This window comes from Ureaplasma diversum NCTC 246 (assembly GCF_000731915.1).
GTDB lineage: Bacteria > Bacillota_I > Bacilli_A > Mycoplasmatales > Mycoplasmoidaceae > Ureaplasma > Ureaplasma diversum.
Window position 1 is genome coordinate 1 of record NZ_JFDP01000036.1, and the last position, 18916, is coordinate 18916.

The following is an 18916-nucleotide window of genomic DNA, read 5'->3' on the forward strand; positions in this document are numbered from 1 at the left end:
GTTTTTAAACTCACAAACATCCCCTAATCTCTTCCACTCTACCTTCTCATTCTTAATCAACTCAAGTATATTCTCCATCAGCTATCCCTACTTCTTATGCTTTAAAACCTAACACTTATAAACCAATCCTATTTATTAAGATAATATATTAAATCCTTAAATAGTTAGTTCTGTACATAACTAACACATAAACATTAAATAACCTTAGTAATAAATACTTCCTTTATTACTATATACGATTATTAATTAGTGATTTTGAAGTTGTTTAGTAATTTGATTAATTGCAACTCTTAAATCATCAATCTTCTTAATGATTTCATCAATTTGTTGATTTAATACTTCAATATCAATCTTTTCATTTGTATCTTCTTTTTCAACATAAGTTGATACAGAGAGATTATATCCATTTTCAACAATTTCATTTTCAGATACATTTCTACTAAAATGAGCAATATCTTCACGCTTGTTGTATGCATCAACAATTTTTAAAATATTTTCTTCAGATAAGATGTTGTTATTAGTTTCTTTTACAAATTCATTTGATGCATCAATGAATAGTACATTATTATCTTTTTTGTTTTTAGCAAGTACAAGTACACAAGTAGCAATTGATGTACCAAAGAATAGGTTTGGTGGAAGTTGGATCACACAGTCAATTGCATTTACTTTAATTAAGTATTGACGGATCTTAAGTTCAGCATTTAAACGATAAAAGATTCCAGGGAAACATACAATTGCTGCAGTTCCTCTAGATGATAAGTAGTAATATGAATGTAAAATAAAAGCATAATCTGCATAAGATTTAGGAGCTAATACACCAGGGGGTGCAAATCTTAGGTCATTAGTTAAGGCTGGATTATTATCACCAATTCATTTAATTGAATAAGGTGGGTTTGAAACAATAACATCAAATGGTTTGTCATTGTTATGTAATGGATCTAATAAAGTATCACCACACTTAATTGAAAAATGGTCATAGTTAACATTATGTAAGAACATATTCATTCTTGCTAAGTTATATGTTGTTTGGTTAATTTCCTGACCAAAGAACCCTTGTTCAATTTGTTTGTTAAATTGTTTACTAACTTGTAAAAGTAATGATCCACTTCCACAAGTTGGGTCATAAACTTTATTAATTGTTTCTTTGTTTTGAACAGCTAATTTAGCTAATAATTTAGAAACACTTTGTGGGGTGAAAAACTCTCCTCCAGATTTTCCAGCATTTGATGCATAGTTTGAAATTAAAAACTCATATGCATCACCAAGTGTATCAATTTCATTGTCTTCTAAATTTTCGTATTTAATATTAGCTATTCCTTTTAAGATCTTAGCTAATCTATCATTCTTTTGACTAACAGTATGACCAAGACGGTTTGATGTTGTATCAATATCATCAAACAATCCTTTTATATTACTTTCAGAAGGGTGACCAATTGCACTTTTTTCAACGTTTTTAAAGATTGTGTCTAAATCAACATTTAAATTTTGATTTTTTTCTGCTTCTTTAGCAACATTACAAAACAATTCACTTGGTTTAATAAAGAATCCTTTTTCATCAACTGTTCCTGGTTCAAATAATTCTTTAGCTTGTTCATCTGATATGTTTGCATAATTAAAATCTAAATTACCTGCAGCATGTTCAGCTTTATTAAAATATGTGGTAATGTTTTCTGAAATAAATCGATAGAATAAGATCCCTAATACATATTGTTTAAAGTCTCACCCATCAACAGCTCCTCTTACTTCATCTGCAATTGCTCAGATGTTTTTATGTAGTTCATCACGTTGTGCTGATCCAATACTATTAGTTGAACTATTAGTGTTTGAATTAGTAGTATTGTTATTACTATTATTATTCATTCTTAACCTTCTTAATAAAAGATAATGTAATACTTAATTATATAATAAAAGCAATTTGATATGGTTTTATAGTTGCTTTTAGCTTAGCTTATAAAGCTAAATTAAATCATTTCTTAATTAATCAATTGATTTAATTATTAAAGGGTTAAAGAGGTTGAAAAAAAGATATAGAGTTTTTTTATTATTAATCACTTTATGTAGTGTTTCAAAAGCTTTTTGATCTTTTAGTGATTTTCTGTATTCTTATTTATAACTTGCTTATATTTTAAGAATTAATAAATCTAGGTTTAACCTTCATCTAACCTTGTATTTTTCTAATAGCATAATATAAATAAAGTTGTTATTATGTTATAATTTAACATATGTAAAATACGCATATTAAAAGTTAGGACTATTAAAAATGAAATTTAATTATAATGGATTGTGGAAGTTGCTCATAGATAAAAATATGATTAAGAAGGATTTAATGGAAAAAACAGGGATTTCTCCATCAACAGTTGCAAAAATGTCAAAAGGTGAACCAGTTAATATGGAAATCTTATGAAAAATTTGTAATGAATTAAAATCAGATATTGGTGATCTAGTTGGGATTGATAGAAGCGTTAAGGAAGATAGATAAATGGCGTTTACAATTGATGTAGATGAAGAAAAATGAAGTAAAAAAATCTTAGAAACTCTTCTTATTGATAGAACTACTAATAGCAATATCATATAGGGAACAAATGATTATGAATATATAGGAAAAGAGTATGGATCACATTTTCCTATTCTTTTTGATCTAATTACTGGAGAAAATCGCAATCTTATTCAACCAAGAATATTAAAAACTAAGCAAAATCAAAACAAGCGAACTGAACAAAAAGCAGAGGTCTTTACCCCTAGTTGAGTATGTAATATCCAAAATAATTTAGTAGATAAAGCGTGATTTGATAGAGAAAAAGTTTTCAATATTCAAAAAGAAAAAACTTGAGAAACTATCACTGAAAGAATACAGTTTCCAAAAGGAAAAACATGAAAACAGTATGTTAATGAAAACATACTTGAAATAACATGTGGAGAAGCTCCATATTTAGCAAGTCGTTATGATGCTGTTAGCGGTGTACCTATTGAATTAGATAACAGAATTGGTATACTTGATCGAAAAATAAGAATTGTTAATGAAAATGCAAAAACTGATCAAGAATGGCTTGAATGAACTGAAAATGCTTTTAAAAGTACTTACGGTTTTGAATTTCAAGGAGATAGTTTACTTATAGCAAGAGCAAATCTTTTAGCATCTTATTGTGACTATTATGAAGCAAGATTTAAAAGAGAGCCAAATGAAAACGAGTTATTAAATATCGCAATTATAATTTCATGAAATTTATGACAAATGGATGGTTTAACTTTTGCAATTCCCTATCAAAAAGTTGCTGAATCAAACTTACAACTTATCCTTTTGAAATTAAAAGAAAATAAAAATCAAGATGGTTTCTGCGTTATAAAAGACTGAAAAGAAGGGAAAAATGTTTTCTTCAAAGATATACTAGCTAAAAGAAGTGAGGCAAATGAAGAAAAATAAGATCGTAGATTTAGATACACTAGATAACATTATTGTTGGTCGCATACAACCACACATCTACCCTTTTAGTACAAATACAGTCCCAATTATTTAAAGGTTGGTGATACATTTAGATCTGTAACAAAAAGATTAAATGAATGAAGAGAGTATTTTCCTGAACTTAAGAAACAATACGAAAACAAAGCCATCATAAATGAAGAAACATATTTTAGAGATTATGCTATTAACCAATTTCTGAAAATGATTTAAATAAGAAAAGATTAAAGCAAAGCTATTTAGAAAATGGCATCTACTACAGTAAAGAGTTTTTAAAGAAACAGAAATAGAAGACATTAATAGTCCAATTGAAGATATAAAAAAGTAGATTATGCAAGGATTAATGACTTAATTAAACAAGATAAATTATTTAGTAAGATTAGTCTTGATGATAAAGTGAATGTAGGTGAGACTAAAGTGAATTTTACAGCTATAGTTGGCAATCCACCATATCAAAAAAATAACTCTTTAAGAAACAGAGATGATTCAATATACAATTTGTTTATGGAATTAGGTTTTTTTACTTCTAATATATGTATTTTTATTACCCCAGCAAGATTTTTAAATAATGTAGGTTCAACACCTAGTAATTGGAATAATAAAATATTGAATGATCAACATTTCAGGGTTGAAAAATATGCTGTTAAATCTACAGATGTTTTTGAAAATGTAGATATAAAAGGAGGGGTTGCTATAACCACTCGAAATAAAAACCTTATTTATAAGCCAATAGAAATGTTTATTTCAAGTAATATACTAAGAAAAATATACAAGAAAGTTAAACTGAAAAGTAATAATTTTAAATATAACATTAGTTCTCTTATGTATGTTCAAAATAAATTTAATCTTAAAAATGTTTTTGAAGATTTTCCTGAACTAGAGAGTGTTATAAAAAAAGAAAAAAGAATTACATCATCAGCATTTAAAGAATATATACAATTATTTAAAAAACATAAATTCACTAATGCAGTTCAAATATATGGAAGAATTTCAAACGAAAGATCATATATGTACATAGATAAAAAGTATCTTGAACCGCATGATAATTTTGAATTTTATAAGGTTTTTGTTCCTGCAGCAAATGGAAGTGGTGCATTTGGAGAAGTCTTATCTACACCTGTAATTGGACATCCTGTAGTTGGGTACACCCAAACATTTATTTCGCTTGGTAGATTTGAAAATGAAAATGAATCAAATGCATTATTGAAATATATAAAAACAAAATTTGCAAGATTGATGTTAGGCTTAAAGAAGGTTACTCAAAACAATAAAACAAAAGAAACCTGATCTAAGATTCCTATGCAAGATTTTACAGATAATTCAGATATAGACTGATCAAAATCAATAAATGAAATTGATCAACAACTATTTGATAAGTACGGTTTATCAGAAGAAGAAAGAGAATATATAAAATCTTCAATTAAGGATATGTAATAAGATATAATCATTGACTTAGTCATTGAATTTATTACTTATCTTACTTAAGCTGTATTTCATTATAGATCTAGATTAAAAAATGAATTCTATCTCTTATCAGATTATATAAAACATAAGCATAAGCTACTTAAACATAGATGCAATTATAAGATGTTATAGTTGTGTCTATGTTTTTTATCTTTATCTAATTTTTCTTAAAATCTAATCTATTAAGCTTTTTAATAATTTATCAACTTAATCTACTTTATGCTTATTTAGCTTATCTTTTATGACTAAACCAATTCTTGTTGATATGCTTTTAATTACTGGTATACAAACAGTATTACCAAGCAGATCCATTCCTTTTTATATTTAAGAAAATCTATATTATATGTTTCTGGAAAACCAAATAATCTTAAATCCTCTCTTAATGTTAATCTTCTTATTCCATTATGATCAATAACTCCTAATTTTTCAACATCTGTTGCAACAAGGGTTGGGGTATAACTTCTAGGGTCTAATATTTTAGAAAACTCAAAAGATAGTTTACCAGTTATGATGTTATATCCTTTTGGTTTAGTAATATCATATACTCTTTTATTATTAACTAATTGTTTAGGATGTTCTAATACTAAATACTTTTCAGTGACTAGATCATCTAACATCTCATTTAGATGTTGATGATTATAAAAGGTTTTAATTTGACAAAGGGTTAATGGCATTCCATCCATTCATTTAATACCAATTTGATCAGCTCATATCTTTTTTCTTCCTTCTTTAAGAAGTAAGTTTAACAAATGTTTTTGTTCAGCTGATACTATTCCTTTTATTTCAATATCTCAAGAATGGATGTTATCATCCCCACCTCTTTTATCTTTAATTGATTTTCCATATAATTGATCTACTGGATAATGTGAAAGTAATTTTTGAACAAAATCACTTTTAACACTATCTTTATTATGTTCTTGGATTTCAATGAAATTAGTGCGTTTAACTTCAAAGTTATCTAGATTAATTTCAGTATCTTTAGTACCAACTATATATACTCTTTTTCTACTTTGAGCTAATCCAAAATCTAAAGCATCAATTAATTTATAACTAACTTTATATCCTAGCTCTTTTAATGTAAGTAAGATCGTATTTAAGGTTGATCCATTATCATGATTGATTAATCCTTCAACATTTTCTAATAAAAAGCCGTATGGTTTTTTATTTTCTAATATTCTTTGAATTTCAAAAAACAATGTTCCTGTAGTGTCTTTAAAACCTAATCTATTACCAGCTGATGAAAATGGTTGGCACGGAAATCCAGCTAATAAGAAATCAAAGCTAGCTATATCATCAACATTAATTTTAGTGATGTCCCCATAAACGTAATCATTATTAAAATTGTTTTTATATGCTTCTGTTGCATGTTTCTTTATTTCTGAGCTAAAAACACATTCTGTTTTTATTCCTATTTGATTTAAACCATTTTCAAAACCGATTCGAATCCCACCCATTCCAGCAAACAAATCAATAAATTTAATACTATTAGTTGAATATATTGTTTCTTGTTTAGAAGCAGATGAAGTTCTTCTTTTCACACCAATCATTTAATATCACCTTTTTGAAATATAACATATAAATTTAAAGATGGATTTGTTTTATAAAAAATAAGCCCAAGTGTAATTTACACTTGAACTTACTTTAATGATTCTATTATTTCTTCTTATTTTTTAACTAAAACAATAATTAAGAAGATTGGAGCAATAATTAATGGAGTCATAATTGGAGCATGGAATAGATATGGTGTTAATGTTCCTATTATATTATTTAAAATAAAGTGACTAAATAAAAGAAATAGTGAAGTAATTAAACCACTAAAGAAAGCACCATTTCTTAGCTTATTACCAAAGATTAAATAAGCAATGTTACCAGATGCAATTGCTAAGAATAAGATATTACCAGCTAAGATGTAAGCAATAGCAGTTAATATACTTGCAATTGCAATTAATTCAAAATTTATTAATTTAACCTTTAACCCTAATTGTTTAGCAACATTAATTTCATTTAACACAATTTGGTAATGAAATGATCGAATCAATCATCACACAAGACAAATACTAAATAAGCTTCCAGCTAAGATTCATTCGAGATCTGATCTTTTTCCAAAACTTGCAATTAACCGATCATCTAAGAAGTTAACTGCTGTTAATGATAATCTAGCTCTTAAACTAATAGCTATTGTAATACTAATAAAGTTTAAAAAGATCCCACAAACTATTAATTTATTACTACTAAAGTTATTTCTTGTTTTAGCAAAGTAATATAAACAAAGTCCAGCTACTAAACTACAAAAAACAAAAATAAATGGTAAAGTATCTAAAAATCTAATAGTTGATCCTTTAGCATCAAAATTAAAGGTTAAACCTAATCCTAATAAACCAATTAAACAAACATTACCAATTCCAAGTGATGATGTATCAATTAATCGGTTTCTTGTGATTCTTTGGATTAAATACCCACTAATCCCTAAACAAAAACCAGTTACTATAATTTGTACTACTGTTATTGAATAAACTCTAAAAACAGTTTTAGTGTCTGCACTTACAACTCCTTTTGCTGTTGTAAACATAATTAAGAATGAAAATAAGATTACTAAAACAATAGTTACTATTCAATAAACTAGTTTATTTTGTTTATAAAAACTAACAAAGCGTTGTTTTAAATAACCATTATTAATGATTTCTTTAGTTTTATTATTTGATCAATTTAGTTTCATATCCTAAGTTCGCTTTCGCATCATAAATAATAAAACTACAAAAGCAATAATAGCTATTAATAAGTTAGTACTAAAGTTATGATTAATTGAAATAAATAATGATGTTTGATTCAAAGCTAAAGAGAAGATAATACAAACACAAAAAACAAATAATGGATCATGTCGATCAAAGAAGACTTTAACAATGTTAGGAATAATTAATCCTAACAAGAAAACAGGACTTGAGATTGTAATTGTACTAATACATAAAATTGCTGTAGTAACTGCTACTGTTCAATAAACAGCTTTAGTGTTAATTCCCAAGGTTTTAGCTAAAATAAAGTCCTTTTGCATAATTTTAAGCTTAGGGCTTAAAATAAAGAAAACTAATGTACAAGCTAAAATTAATGGGGCTGATACATATAATTTCTCTCATTCAAAAGCATTAGCTAACTCTCCTGTTCAAATCACAGAAGCATTAACTAAGTTTGGTTTAAGAATAGAGATTAGTACACCAATTGTAGAAATTAATGCAGAAATTGCAAACCCAATTAATACTGGTTTAAATTTATTATTTGTTGAATCTGTATGTTGTAATACTAATTTAATAAGGATTACAAAACTAGAGAAAATAAATCCAAAAACATAGGTTAAATAGAAATTAGTTGGATTAATTGCAAGTGTACAAATATAAGCTAGAATTGATGCAGGTACATATCCAAGAGTAGATGGAGAAGATAGTTTATTCTGGGTTGTAATCTGAATTGCATACCCAGCAATTGGAATTGAAATTGATACTAAGATCTTAGCAATTGGTGAGAATAAATAGATTCTTAAACTTTCACTAGTTTTAGTAATATCAGATCAAGCTCGAAAATACTTAGTAACTAGAATTGGATTATCTGCTTCATCAAATACGATTTCATTTTTATCATCTAAAAGAAAACTAGTTTCTTTTTTATAGAAGATATTAAAAGCAAACATAATAGCAGCTAAAGCTAATAGTAAAAAACAAATGATCGAAATCGATCACTTTGTTCTTAATACAATTCTAAAGCGATTTTTAAACTCACAAAAACGATTATAAAAACTAGGTTTGGTTTTTGTAATTAATTCGTTATAGACCATTGTTTAATAGTATGTTATTTAGTTAGATTTCTTTAGGTGTTTAGGTTCTAAATGTTGTGGCTTAGGTGTTCCTAAAGTTGGTAAACCAAGATCAACATCACCTCTACCATTACCTTTTTCATTTACTCAGTTATCTAAGTAATCAACAACTACTTTTTGACCTAAGAATCCATAGCTTCCATCATATCAGTCGTCTTTACGAACAATAAAGAAGTTCTTACCAACTTTGGTTTTTCTTTAAGAATCTTAGTTGGGTTGAATTGTTTTCATTCAGTATCAGATAAACCATCTATATATTTAGTTAACGCTTCTTCAAACGCTTTTACTTTGTCTTCAGTAGCATCTGTTCCATCAAACCCTTCGATCATATATTGATTATATGTATAAATTACTTTATCAGTTGTGTTTTCAAAAGCATTAGCTAAGTTTGGAGCAACTTGTTTACTTGATGTATCTTTAGTTGATGGTTCAACAAGAGTTTTTCCACCAATTCAACCATAGTCATCAACATATTTAGACATAGTGTCAAGATCTTTTTTAGGTGTTGGGAACTTAGCACCTAATCCTGGTACAAATTCGTGATCAATTGATCCATATACTCATGGGTGATATACTGGTTGAACATAGAATACATTACCAAGATTGTATTTATTAGTTTCATTCTTTATATCATTTGTAAAAATAATTCCTGATCCAGCTTGTGGGTTTGGCATCATCACAACAACAGATTTATCTTTTCATTGTTGGTTATTTCTTGTTCATTCTCTTGTTTTAGCAATTGCGGTTTCTGCAGCTTTTTTAGCATATGCTTCAAAAGAAGTAAATCCAGTTTGTCCAGCAATTGTTGCTTTATTAACTGGATCAAATTTAGAAGCATCATAAACTTTATCTAACATTTGACCAGTGTAAATTAAACCATAGTTAGGTGAAACTAAATAGTTTGGGTTACCAGCGTGTGAATCATCTGTTTCATGTAAATATTTGTTTGCTTTATCATCAAACATAAATGCTGGTTTATGAGCTCATGGATATTTAGATGGCAAACCAGATGAACGAGATTGAGCAACAACAGCTCCAATAGTTTTATCTTCTGCTAATTTCTTATATCTAGCTTCTACATTAGATTCTGTAGTGAATAAAACGCCGATTTTTTCTTCAACAATTTGCTGAATTCCTTTTTCATTAATACGACCAACTCATCCTTTAGTCATATTTGAATCATAATAACTTCTTAAATAGTGAGGAACGACTACATTTGTTCCCTTACTTGAATCTGCACTTCCTGATCCTTGTCATTTAAAGTGAGATAAATGCGGTGCAATCCCAAATGAGTAAGCAGCGTCTGATTGTTCTAAACTTCCTGAAGTTCGATCAAGAGCTACATTTGGTTTTTGAGTAATAATATTTACATAATCAGGGTTAACTGATTGTTGAGTTGCAGCATAACTTAATGCTTTATCTTTTCATTCAGCTTGTTTTTGTTCTGTTGTTAAATTACTCTTTTTAACTTTTTTAGTTCCAGATTGAGTTCCAGTTCCAGGTTGAGTGCTTCCGCCACCTTTTGATTCATTATTACAGCTTGCAGCAATTGCACTTACTACAGCTGCACTTATTAATAAACTACTACCTAAAAGTAATAATTTATGAACTTTTTTAAACTTTGACATACTATATTTCCTATCCTATATATTGATTTAAGAAATCATTTTTATTATAAATCATATTTATATGCTAGTTAAATATTACATCATTAAATCAACTAAAGAAATTAATGTTTACCTATAGGTAAACTAGGTTCATTTTTAAAGAATTCTTTAGTTTGTTCTATACAATTTTTAATATGTTCGATTAAACTTTCTTGACAACTAAAGCGTTGATTAACAGCTAAAAATTGATGGAAATTAATTTGAATGGGTTGGTAGTAAATATCTTGATTAAAATCTAAGATATGAACTTCAATCATACTATATACTCTTGATTTAATTGTTTTAGGAATACCTATATAACTTACTCCTAAATAAGTTTTTTGATCAACAACTACACTACTTACATAAGAACCACTATTTAAATTAATTAAATTAGGTTCTAATTCAATATTAGCTGTAGGAAATCCAATTAATCGTCCAACTTGTGAAGTTAATACTACTTGATTAGTTCGATAGTAAGCAAATCCTAATAATTCATTAGCTGTTTTAAAATCATTTTCTAAAATTGCTGCTTTAATTTTAGAACTAGCATATTTTTGATCGATTTGTACTATTTCGACATTAGCTTTAGCTTGTTGTTTAAGAGAAGTTGCACTTAGTTGATCTTTTCCAAAACTAAAGTTTTCACCCACTATAATTGATTCTATATTTAGTTCATTTAAATATTGATTAATAAAATCAAATCCATTCATATTATTAGCTTCTAGATCAAACACTAAGATGTTTTTGATTCCAATCTTTTCTAATTGTTTGATCCGTTCATTAAAACTAAACAAGTAGTTTGTTTTACGTGGAATAGAATAAAAAGTAAGAACACTATAATCGTTTGTAGTTTCACTATGGTTATTTAAATTAAAAAGTTTTAAATGACCTAAGTGTAAACCATCAAAAAAACCAATTACTAACTTTTTTAAATTAAGTTGTTTAATTGATTTTAGATTGGTTTTGTTGAGTTCAAAAATCGTAGACATGTTCAATTTTAATACTATCCTTTATATCAAAGTTACCACTTCTTGTTCTAGTTAGTTTAGCTAAGTGTGCACAACTGTTTAATTTAGATGCTAAATCAACAGCTAATGAACGCACATAAAACCCTTTTGATACATCAATTAATATAACTAATTGTTGATTAATTTGATCATAGCTAACTATTTCATAATCTAATAATTTAACTAATCTTGACTCTAGTTTAACATCAATCTTTTTACGAGCTAAATCATAAGCTTTAAGTCCATTGATTTTAATAGCACTATAAGCTGGTGGGGTTTGGTAGTATTGGTTTGTTTTAAATTCTTCTAATGCTTTTTTAATATCTTCTAATTTGATTATTGTATTATCAGTTTGAATGATTGTACCAGTTACATCATATGTATCTGTAGCTGTATTAAATTGGATCGTAGCTAAGTATTGTTTATTATCTAAAAGTAATTGGTTTAATTGTTTAGTAGCTTCATTAATACCTAAAACTAAAACACCATCTGCATTTGGATCTAGTGTTCCTGCATGACCAACCTTGTTGGCTTTAATTAGTTTTTTAACTTTTTGAACAACATCATTTGATGTTCAATCAACTGGTTTGTAAATATTTAAAATGTTTTTCATAGCTTATTAATATCTTTATATATTACAAAAAATAAGTCATTTTGTTGCATTTAGTCAAAGATATAGCTAAATCTTGTAAAATAATAGCTAAAGGATGAGTATAAATGAAAACTATTTTAATTATCAATAAATCGTATGATCAGATGCGAAAATTTGACACTAAGATCTTACATGATAGTGGACCTTTATTTAGTAATGAAAGGTATTTATCAATTGTAAGACAAAGTTTTGATGCTCATATTAGATATAAATCAAGACCATTGTTTTTGTTTATGAACTGATGGTTTCAAACAACTAACTATAAATTAAATCCAGATATATCAAAAGCAAAACGATCTTGAAAAGAATGATTAGTAGAAATCTTTTTTTGATTATGTATTGTAGGATTGTTTGCTTGTATTTTTGCAGGAGTAGCTAAACCAATTATTGAAGCTACTATTCTAACAGTTAAACAAATTAGGGGAACTTTTAGTGATCCATTTTCATCTAAAACTCCTGATGCTGATACTTTAGATAAAATAGCAAGTATTTGGCAAAAACAATTTAGTGATTCAAGTGTTATTGCACCCCTTTGTATAACCATGTTTTTTATGTTCTTTAGTTTCTTATATATCTATATGGTTAAAAAGATTAGACCAAGAACTAATAAAATGAGTGTTGAAGAATACTTAGTAGCAAGAATGAATAAAATCAACTCTTTTAAATTTATTCTTAAAAGAGAAGTGAAATTAATACCTGGAGTAAAAGAATTTAATCATCGATTTATATTTAATATGAATGTTGATTATGGTTTATTAAGATTAATGAATTATATTTACTCAGGTCTTAAAGAAATGAATGTTATTATGGTAATTGATATTGATGATACTAAATTAGCTGAATTACAAAAAGTAATGAAACAAGATTTTGATAATTTAAGTATGATCATCTTAGATCAAGAAGTAGCTACTAATTTAAAATCAATTCATCATAATGGAATACTTAATGAAACAGTTGAAATCAATGTTGATAATAAACATTTAGATAAAACACTTGATGTAGATCAAATCACTATTGTATAAATTTAACTATATTAAAAAAAAGAACCTATGTTTTTAGATTAACTAGAGATATAGGTTTTTTGTTTGTTTACAAAGAAAAATTATTAAGTGAATCGGTTAAGGTAGTTGGTTTAGTATTGTTAATGGTTGATTAGTTTATGATGGGGTTGTTAACTAAAAAGGGGTTAAAATGTCTAATTTAATTTATTTTTAGTTCCTAGAAGATAAAATTTAAAAATTAAATTATTTTTTTAAAAAACAAGTTATTTTGTTAAAAATGTACCTTATTTTAATTTTTATTAACTATTTTAATAAGAAAAATAGTATATTAATAAGAGTATTTAAAATGGTTATAGATGTGTATATCTACACAACTAATATAATCAATCTAAATACTTATATTGACAATAAATAGGAGTTTATATGAACACAGTAGTTGTTACACCAAATAATGAAGTAGTTTCTAATAAATCTAACCTTGTAGCATTGTTACTAGTTTTCTTTGTTGGTGGATTAGGAATTCGCCGATTCTATGTAGGTAAAATTGGAACTGGTATTTTATGATTACTTACAGGTGGTTTATTAGGAATCGGAGCTTTAGTTGATTTCATTAAAATCATACTAGGGCGTTTCCGTGATAAAAACGGTGCACGTTTAAAATGAAATGCGTAAGCACTAATTAATTTTACAAACAAACTTCATCTCATTAAATGGGGTGGAGTTTTTTGTTTTATTAGTATGTTAGCAAGTGATTTTAATAAGGGATTGGTTTGATTAATATCATCATTTATCTAATAAATCTAAAAGCTTTTTATTCTACTTAAGCGGAACAATTAATTGATAAATGGTCTTTTTTTTTTTTTGCAAAACAAAAGTGAATTTTTATAATTTACCTATTTTTTGAAGCTTTAATCAGAGAGTTATTTGAGCTACTAACTCTTAGTTTAAAGGAATAAATAAGAGGTAATTTAGATGAGTAAACTAAATAGCAAAAGCAAAAAAAAAGGAATACTAATCGGAGTAGGTGGATTTATAGCTGCTTCAACTATTACAGGAGTAGTAGCAGGGGTTGCTGTTAATAAACAAGCAAATGATAGAAGAGTAGAATCTGAACTTTTAGCTAAGAAAACTGAAACAGTTAATAAGATTAATGGTTTAAGTAGTTTAAAACCTGAAGAAGTAAATAAATTTAACAAAGAAGTGAATGAAGCAAGATCAGTTCAAGAAGTTGATGAGATTTTAACTAAAGCGGCTCAAACTAGTTCTACTAATAAAGCAAACCAACAAGCTCAATTAATAAAATCTAAGAATGATGCTAAAAATCAAGTTAGTGGATTGGTTAGTTTAAATAACCAACAAAAAGAGTTACTTTTAAAAGAAATAGATGAAGCTGATTCTGAACAAAAAGTTCAAACGGCTTTAGTTAAAGCTAATCAAGCTCAATTAGCATCTAAGAAGACTGAAGTTAAGAATCAAATTAATGATTTAGCTGACTTAACACCAGAACAAAAAACAGCTCTTTTAAAAGAAGTTGAAGCTGCTGATTCAACACAAAAGGCTGAAGCTGTTTTAGAAAAAGCTAAAACTCTTGTTCAAACTAATAAGACGAGTAAGAGATTACTTTTACAACAACAAGCAAACAGCAAGAAAATTGAAGCTAATAACCAAGTTGATCAACTAGCAGATTTATCAGACAATGATAAGAATAAGTTTAAAGAACAAATTGCTAATTCATCTAGTCAAGAAGATATTAATAAAGTTCTAGAACAAGCAAATCAACTAAACAACCAAAATAAAGCAAAAAAAGAGAAGGAATTAGTTGAAAAGAAAAATACTTCTAGTTCTGAAATTGATGCATTAACTAGTTTGACTGAACAACAAAAAACAGAATTTAAGAACAAAATTAATTCTGCTACATCAAAAGAAGATGTTGATACTATCTCAGAACAAGCTAACCAAGCAAATCAAAAAGCTAAAGATGATGCTATGAAAGCATTCAATAATCAAAGAACATTGACAACAACTTATCTAACCGATTCACTAAATGATCAAAAATATATAGATGGTAAAACTCAACTACAAAAAGATATTAAATCTATTGATGAATTAGTTAAAGAAAGTTCAAGTCAAAACTCATTCAAATATAACGAAGCTAAAGAAAAACTAGAAAATGCATTAACAAATGCTAAGAAACATATTGAAAAAGTTAATAAGGCTAATGAAACTGAAAATAAACTAGAAGTTACAAAATTACAATACCAAGCTAGTTTAGTTCATAATATTAAAAATTTACTTTTATTAATAACTGGAAAAAATATAAACACAAGATTCACAACTAATCCAACAGCTAAGTTAATTATCAAAAATTCTAAAAACGATATAGTTTATTTTGATCCAATTATTGTAAACCATATTGAAAATGATGTTTTTAGAAACACTGAAACTAAAATTGATTTTGAAGCTTCGATAAAGGGAAGAAAGAATATGGAACAAGATGTTGAAATAGATAAAATCATCTTAGAAATAGACCAAGAATATCACATTGTAGACTTAAAAGGTAAAACACTTAAATTCAACGGAACAAAAACAGATGGAACTGTTGACTACAAATAAGATTATATATTCGAATTATTAATCAATAAAGTGGATTTAATGCGTCTTGTAAAAATACACAAACTCTCTCTAAAATAATATTATTTTAGTACCCCCTTATTTTTACACCAAAAAAATAAATGGATTCTACTTGATTTAGGAACAACCAAAATCAAAAAATCCATTTTTTACTCATTAAAAAGTGAAATATCTTATAAATTAACAATATTTAAAACCCTATCAAATACTAATCTAATACTCAATAGTCTTAAATATAGAGGTATTTTATATGAGTAAACTAAAAAGTAAAAAACCAATAATTATAGGAGTTAGTGGATTTATTTTAGCTTCTGCAATAATTGGTGCAACTGTTGGTGTAACAGTTAATAAACAAAATAGCATTACATATCAAGAAGTTAAACTTCGAACTAAGAAAAGTGAATTAAATACAAAGATTAATGAATTAATGTATTTAAGTTCTGATGAAGTTACTAAATTTACTACAGATATTAGTAACGCTCAATCTTTAGAAGAAGCTGATGAACTTTTTAATAAAGCAAATCAACAAATAATTCAAATAAAGTTGCTAAAGAAGCAAAAGAAGCTGCATTAGCAACTAAGAAACAAAGTGCAGTTTAACATATTAATACACTAGCTGATTTGACAGAAGAAGAAAAATCACGTTTTTTAGTTGATATTAATAAATCAGAATCTGAAGAAGTAGTTGATTCAATTCTTCAAAAAGCAAATGATCGGAATCAAATAAATAAAGAAAATAAGCTAGAGCTGTTAAAACAACTAAAACAAGAGATAGTTGACGCTAAAAGTGAAATTAATAATTTAGGTCATTTAAATGAAGATCAAAAAAACTAACTATTCTAACCAACTTGATAAGGCGAATTCAAGTGATGAAGTGGCTACAATTTTAGCTAATGCTAATGAGCAAAATAAAGCAAATTTATTAATTCAAAACAAAGCTAATGCAAAACTCAAATTGATGGTTTGAGTGAATTAACTAATGAACAAAAAGTTGAATTTAAAAACCAAGTTGAAAAAGCTAAATCTAATGAAGAAGTTGAATCGATTTTAGCGAATGCTACTAAACAAAATGATGAACTCAAAAATAAAAAATCATCTGCTAGTGAACGAGTTGATTATTTAAAAGGTTTACCTGATGAAGATAAAGAAAAAATCAAAAAGCAAATTGAAGTAGGTACTTCAGTTCAAGAAGTAGAAATGCAACTTGAAAAAGCTAAAAAATTAAATAATGGCATTTTACTTGCTGAATCATTTTTAAATATCCCTGAAAATCAAAAATCACAACTTAAGGAAGAAGTTAAAAAATCAACATCAGAAGAAGATTTAAATCAAAAATTACTAAAAGCTAGCAAAGACAATGCTAAAGCAATAATTGCAGAGTTAAAGAAAGTTGAAAAGGATGTTAATTTAACTCCTCTTAAAAATCCTGATGAAGTTATAACTAAAATAGATCAAGCAACAACTGTTCAAGAAGTTGAAGATATTTTAGTTAATGCAATTGGTCAAGTTACAGGAACAATTGTAAAAGATTTAAAAATAGAAAAAGTTCCATATGTTAATTCAAAAGGTGATAAATTTAATTTAGTATCATTAGTTATAACTTTAAAAATTACTTCAGAAGATATATTCGATTATAAAGCAACAAGAACTTGATTAATGAATTTCAAGTATCCAGACGGAACAACAAAAGAAGTATCAACATTAGGTATATATAGAAAAGAAACTATTGATAAGACAACCCTACAGTTGAAAATTGATAGTTATGAACCTTTCGATAAAAAGGGAGTTTATGAAATAAGTAAATTGTGATTAAATGGAGATTTTAAGGGCATCAATTTACTAACCAGAAAACATTTCCCTGAAAATATATAGTCCCCTTTCAAAAAACTAACCACTCAAATCTTAAGTTTATCAATTACTTAAATTAACACTAAAAAATACCCTCTAATCAAAGGGGGTATTTTTGATTATACAGATCATTAAAATAGTAAATATTAATTAATAAGTATTAACTACTTAACTTTTTGTTTGCTTTTCATCATAGCTTGATAATTTTCAAGAAAAACCTTGTGTATTAATCCATCATTTAATTCTAATGAATCTTCATCTAAACCAATCATATTAGGACTTAGTTCTAGAATTTTTCTTTTATGTGAATTTCAAATTGAATCGTACATACCATTATTAAGTGGTGTCTCTTCAAGAATCACTTCTAGTTGTACTTCAGCTTGTTTATTCAATAATTTTTTATCAATTGTTTTCTTACTTCTTATAACATCAGAACCATATTTTTGATAATAATCAGCTACAGATTTAATAAATATAGAACCGTTTTTAAGAATTATTTTTTCATTAAATAACTTCTCACTTAATCAACGGTGTTGATTATTAAATAATAAATAATTACCATATGAATAAAACATTAATGTTTGAAGTTTTTTAAGAGTCATTGGTTGTTTATTTAAAAACCATTTAGCAATTGTTAATGGTTCTGATACGATAGCCATAGTTAAGTCCTTTGTAATTAGAAATTATCTTTAAATTGATTAATATTATAAATTAGCAAATATTATTAAAAAATTACTTTTAATTATTTTTATTTTTAGGATTAAGTAATTTTTTAAGAATGTGTTTGTAATCTCTGTTTAATTGTCATTCATCTGTAATTACTTTTGGTAGTATTACATCATCCTGTTCTGTGTGCTTAAGGTTTTCTCAGATAAAGTTCATAATCTTCTTTTCTTTATCATTAGATTCAAAAGTATCTTCGAACTTTTGGTTTGTTTTCCAAATTGGTGTTTCTAGTTTATATAACAATGGTTGAATGAATTTATTATATAAATTAGCAGTTCACATATAAAATGCTCTTAAGTTTGTTGGTGTTGTTAAATGTGTATTACCTGCAAATAATTGAAGATTAGGATTAGTATGTGTTGCCGCACTAAAACCTAGAATATGGTTTGCTTGTAAAGTTTTAAGAGCAAGTTCTTCTAACTTTTCTAATTTACCAATTGTAGTACCTAGCTTCTTTAGATATTGTTCTTCTTTAGACACTGTTTTATTGTTTTCAGTTTTTTCTTGGATTTGATGTAAGTTTAAATTAGCTAGTTGAACTAGATATTCTAAATATGCTTTATATAAATCATATTGTTCGCCCGTACTCATTAAAAGAGACGATTGATTCATAAAGTTA

General features: G+C 26.8%; 19 protein-coding genes. 10 read left to right on the plus strand and 9 right to left on the minus strand.

Annotated elements, in window-relative coordinates:
• Positions 1-246 precede the first annotated feature (246 nt).
• Positions 247-1860, minus strand: a complete 1614-nt coding sequence (locus tag UDIV_RS01315; RefSeq protein WP_081847798.1) for a type I restriction-modification system subunit M — start codon at positions 1858-1860, stop codon at positions 247-249.
• 400 nt (positions 1861-2260) lie between these two features.
• On the opposite strand from UDIV_RS01315, the gene UDIV_RS01320 reads away from it, so the two are divergent.
• From UDIV_RS01320 to UDIV_RS01330, 3 genes are all read left to right on the plus strand, one after another.
• Positions 2261-2479, plus strand: coding sequence for a helix-turn-helix domain-containing protein (locus UDIV_RS01320; protein WP_038102240.1), 219 nt, complete (start codon positions 2261-2263; stop codon positions 2477-2479).
• 753 nt (positions 2480-3232) lie between these two features.
• Complete coding sequence (locus UDIV_RS04500; RefSeq protein ID WP_197021668.1) at positions 3233-3421, plus strand: hypothetical protein; 189 nt, start codon at positions 3233-3235, stop codon at positions 3419-3421.
• A gap of 375 nt (positions 3422-3796) precedes the next feature.
• Entirely contained in the window at positions 3797-4891 is a 1095-nt protein-coding gene (locus UDIV_RS01330) for an Eco57I restriction-modification methylase domain-containing protein (protein ID WP_081847799.1), read from the plus strand.
• Positions 4892-5196: 305 nt separating this feature from the next.
• Here UDIV_RS01330 and dcm read toward each other — a convergent pair whose 3' ends face one another.
• From dcm to truB, 6 genes are all read right to left on the minus strand, one after another.
• On the minus strand, positions 5197-6468 hold the full coding sequence (gene dcm / locus UDIV_RS01335; RefSeq protein ID WP_197021669.1) for a DNA (cytosine-5-)-methyltransferase: 1272 nt from the start codon (positions 6466-6468) through the stop codon (positions 5197-5199).
• A gap of 116 nt (positions 6469-6584) precedes the next feature.
• The gene (locus UDIV_RS01340) at positions 6585-7637 is read right to left on the minus strand and encodes an iron ABC transporter permease (RefSeq protein WP_038102246.1); all 1053 of its coding nucleotides are present in this window, start codon (positions 7635-7637) and stop codon (positions 6585-6587) included.
• A gap of 3 nt (positions 7638-7640) precedes the next feature.
• Positions 7641-8744: an iron chelate uptake ABC transporter family permease subunit gene (locus UDIV_RS01345; RefSeq protein ID WP_038102253.1), complete on the minus strand. Its 1104-nt coding sequence runs from the start codon at positions 8742-8744 to the stop codon at positions 7641-7643.
• A gap of 161 nt (positions 8745-8905) precedes the next feature.
• Positions 8906-10411 carry a Vmc-like lipoprotein signal peptide domain-containing protein gene (locus tag UDIV_RS01350; RefSeq protein WP_051749395.1) on the minus strand — a complete coding sequence of 502 codons (1506 nt, stop codon included), beginning with the start codon at positions 10409-10411 and terminating at the stop codon, positions 8906-8908.
• A gap of 101 nt (positions 10412-10512) precedes the next feature.
• On the minus strand, positions 10513-11421 hold the full coding sequence (ribF, locus tag UDIV_RS01355) for a riboflavin biosynthesis protein RibF (RefSeq protein ID WP_051749396.1): 909 nt from the start codon (positions 11419-11421) through the stop codon (positions 10513-10515).
• The gene (gene truB, locus UDIV_RS01360; RefSeq protein WP_038102256.1) at positions 11375-12052 is read right to left on the minus strand and encodes a tRNA pseudouridine(55) synthase TruB; all 678 of its coding nucleotides are present in this window, start codon (positions 12050-12052) and stop codon (positions 11375-11377) included. The genes ribF and truB overlap by 47 nt, the downstream gene beginning before the upstream one ends.
• Before the next feature lie 104 nt (positions 12053-12156).
• Here truB and UDIV_RS01365 point away from each other — a divergent pair, with 104 nt between their 5' ends.
• From UDIV_RS01365 to UDIV_RS01390, 7 genes are all read left to right on the plus strand, one after another.
• Positions 12157-13113 (plus strand): hypothetical protein, encoded by a 957-nt coding sequence (locus UDIV_RS01365; protein ID WP_038102259.1) that lies wholly within the window; start codon positions 12157-12159, stop codon positions 13111-13113.
• Positions 13114-13515: 402 nt separating this feature from the next.
• Positions 13516-13764, plus strand: coding sequence for an NINE protein (locus UDIV_RS01370; protein WP_051749398.1), 249 nt, complete (start codon positions 13516-13518; stop codon positions 13762-13764).
• 300 nt (positions 13765-14064) lie between these two features.
• A complete protein-coding gene (locus tag UDIV_RS01375) occupies positions 14065-15705 on the plus strand; it encodes a GA module-containing protein (RefSeq protein ID WP_038102262.1) in 1641 nt (546 codons plus the stop codon).
• 268 nt (positions 15706-15973) lie between these two features.
• On the plus strand, positions 15974-16297 hold the full coding sequence (locus UDIV_RS01380; RefSeq protein WP_038102266.1) for a GA module-containing protein: 324 nt from the start codon (positions 15974-15976) through the stop codon (positions 16295-16297).
• A gap of 29 nt (positions 16298-16326) precedes the next feature.
• Positions 16327-16557: a hypothetical protein gene (locus tag UDIV_RS01385; RefSeq protein WP_269317243.1), complete on the plus strand. Its 231-nt coding sequence runs from the start codon at positions 16327-16329 to the stop codon at positions 16555-16557.
• Positions 16538-16699, plus strand: a complete 162-nt coding sequence (locus tag UDIV_RS04370) for a hypothetical protein (protein WP_156021862.1) — start codon at positions 16538-16540, stop codon at positions 16697-16699. The genes UDIV_RS01385 and UDIV_RS04370 overlap by 20 nt, the downstream gene beginning before the upstream one ends.
• Positions 16687-17595 (plus strand): GA module-containing protein, encoded by a 909-nt coding sequence (locus UDIV_RS01390; protein WP_038102271.1) that lies wholly within the window; start codon positions 16687-16689, stop codon positions 17593-17595. Before UDIV_RS04370 ends, UDIV_RS01390 begins: the two co-directional genes overlap by 13 nt.
• Before the next feature lie 140 nt (positions 17596-17735).
• Here UDIV_RS01390 and UDIV_RS01395 read toward each other — a convergent pair whose 3' ends face one another.
• Together UDIV_RS01395 and UDIV_RS01400 are read right to left on the minus strand one after the other, a co-directional pair.
• Positions 17736-18230: a hypothetical protein gene (locus tag UDIV_RS01395; protein ID WP_038102274.1), complete on the minus strand. Its 495-nt coding sequence runs from the start codon at positions 18228-18230 to the stop codon at positions 17736-17738.
• Positions 18231-18309: 79 nt separating this feature from the next.
• Complete coding sequence (locus UDIV_RS01400; RefSeq protein WP_038102275.1) at positions 18310-18888, minus strand: hypothetical protein; 579 nt, start codon at positions 18886-18888, stop codon at positions 18310-18312.
• Positions 18889-18916: the final 28 nt, after the last annotated feature.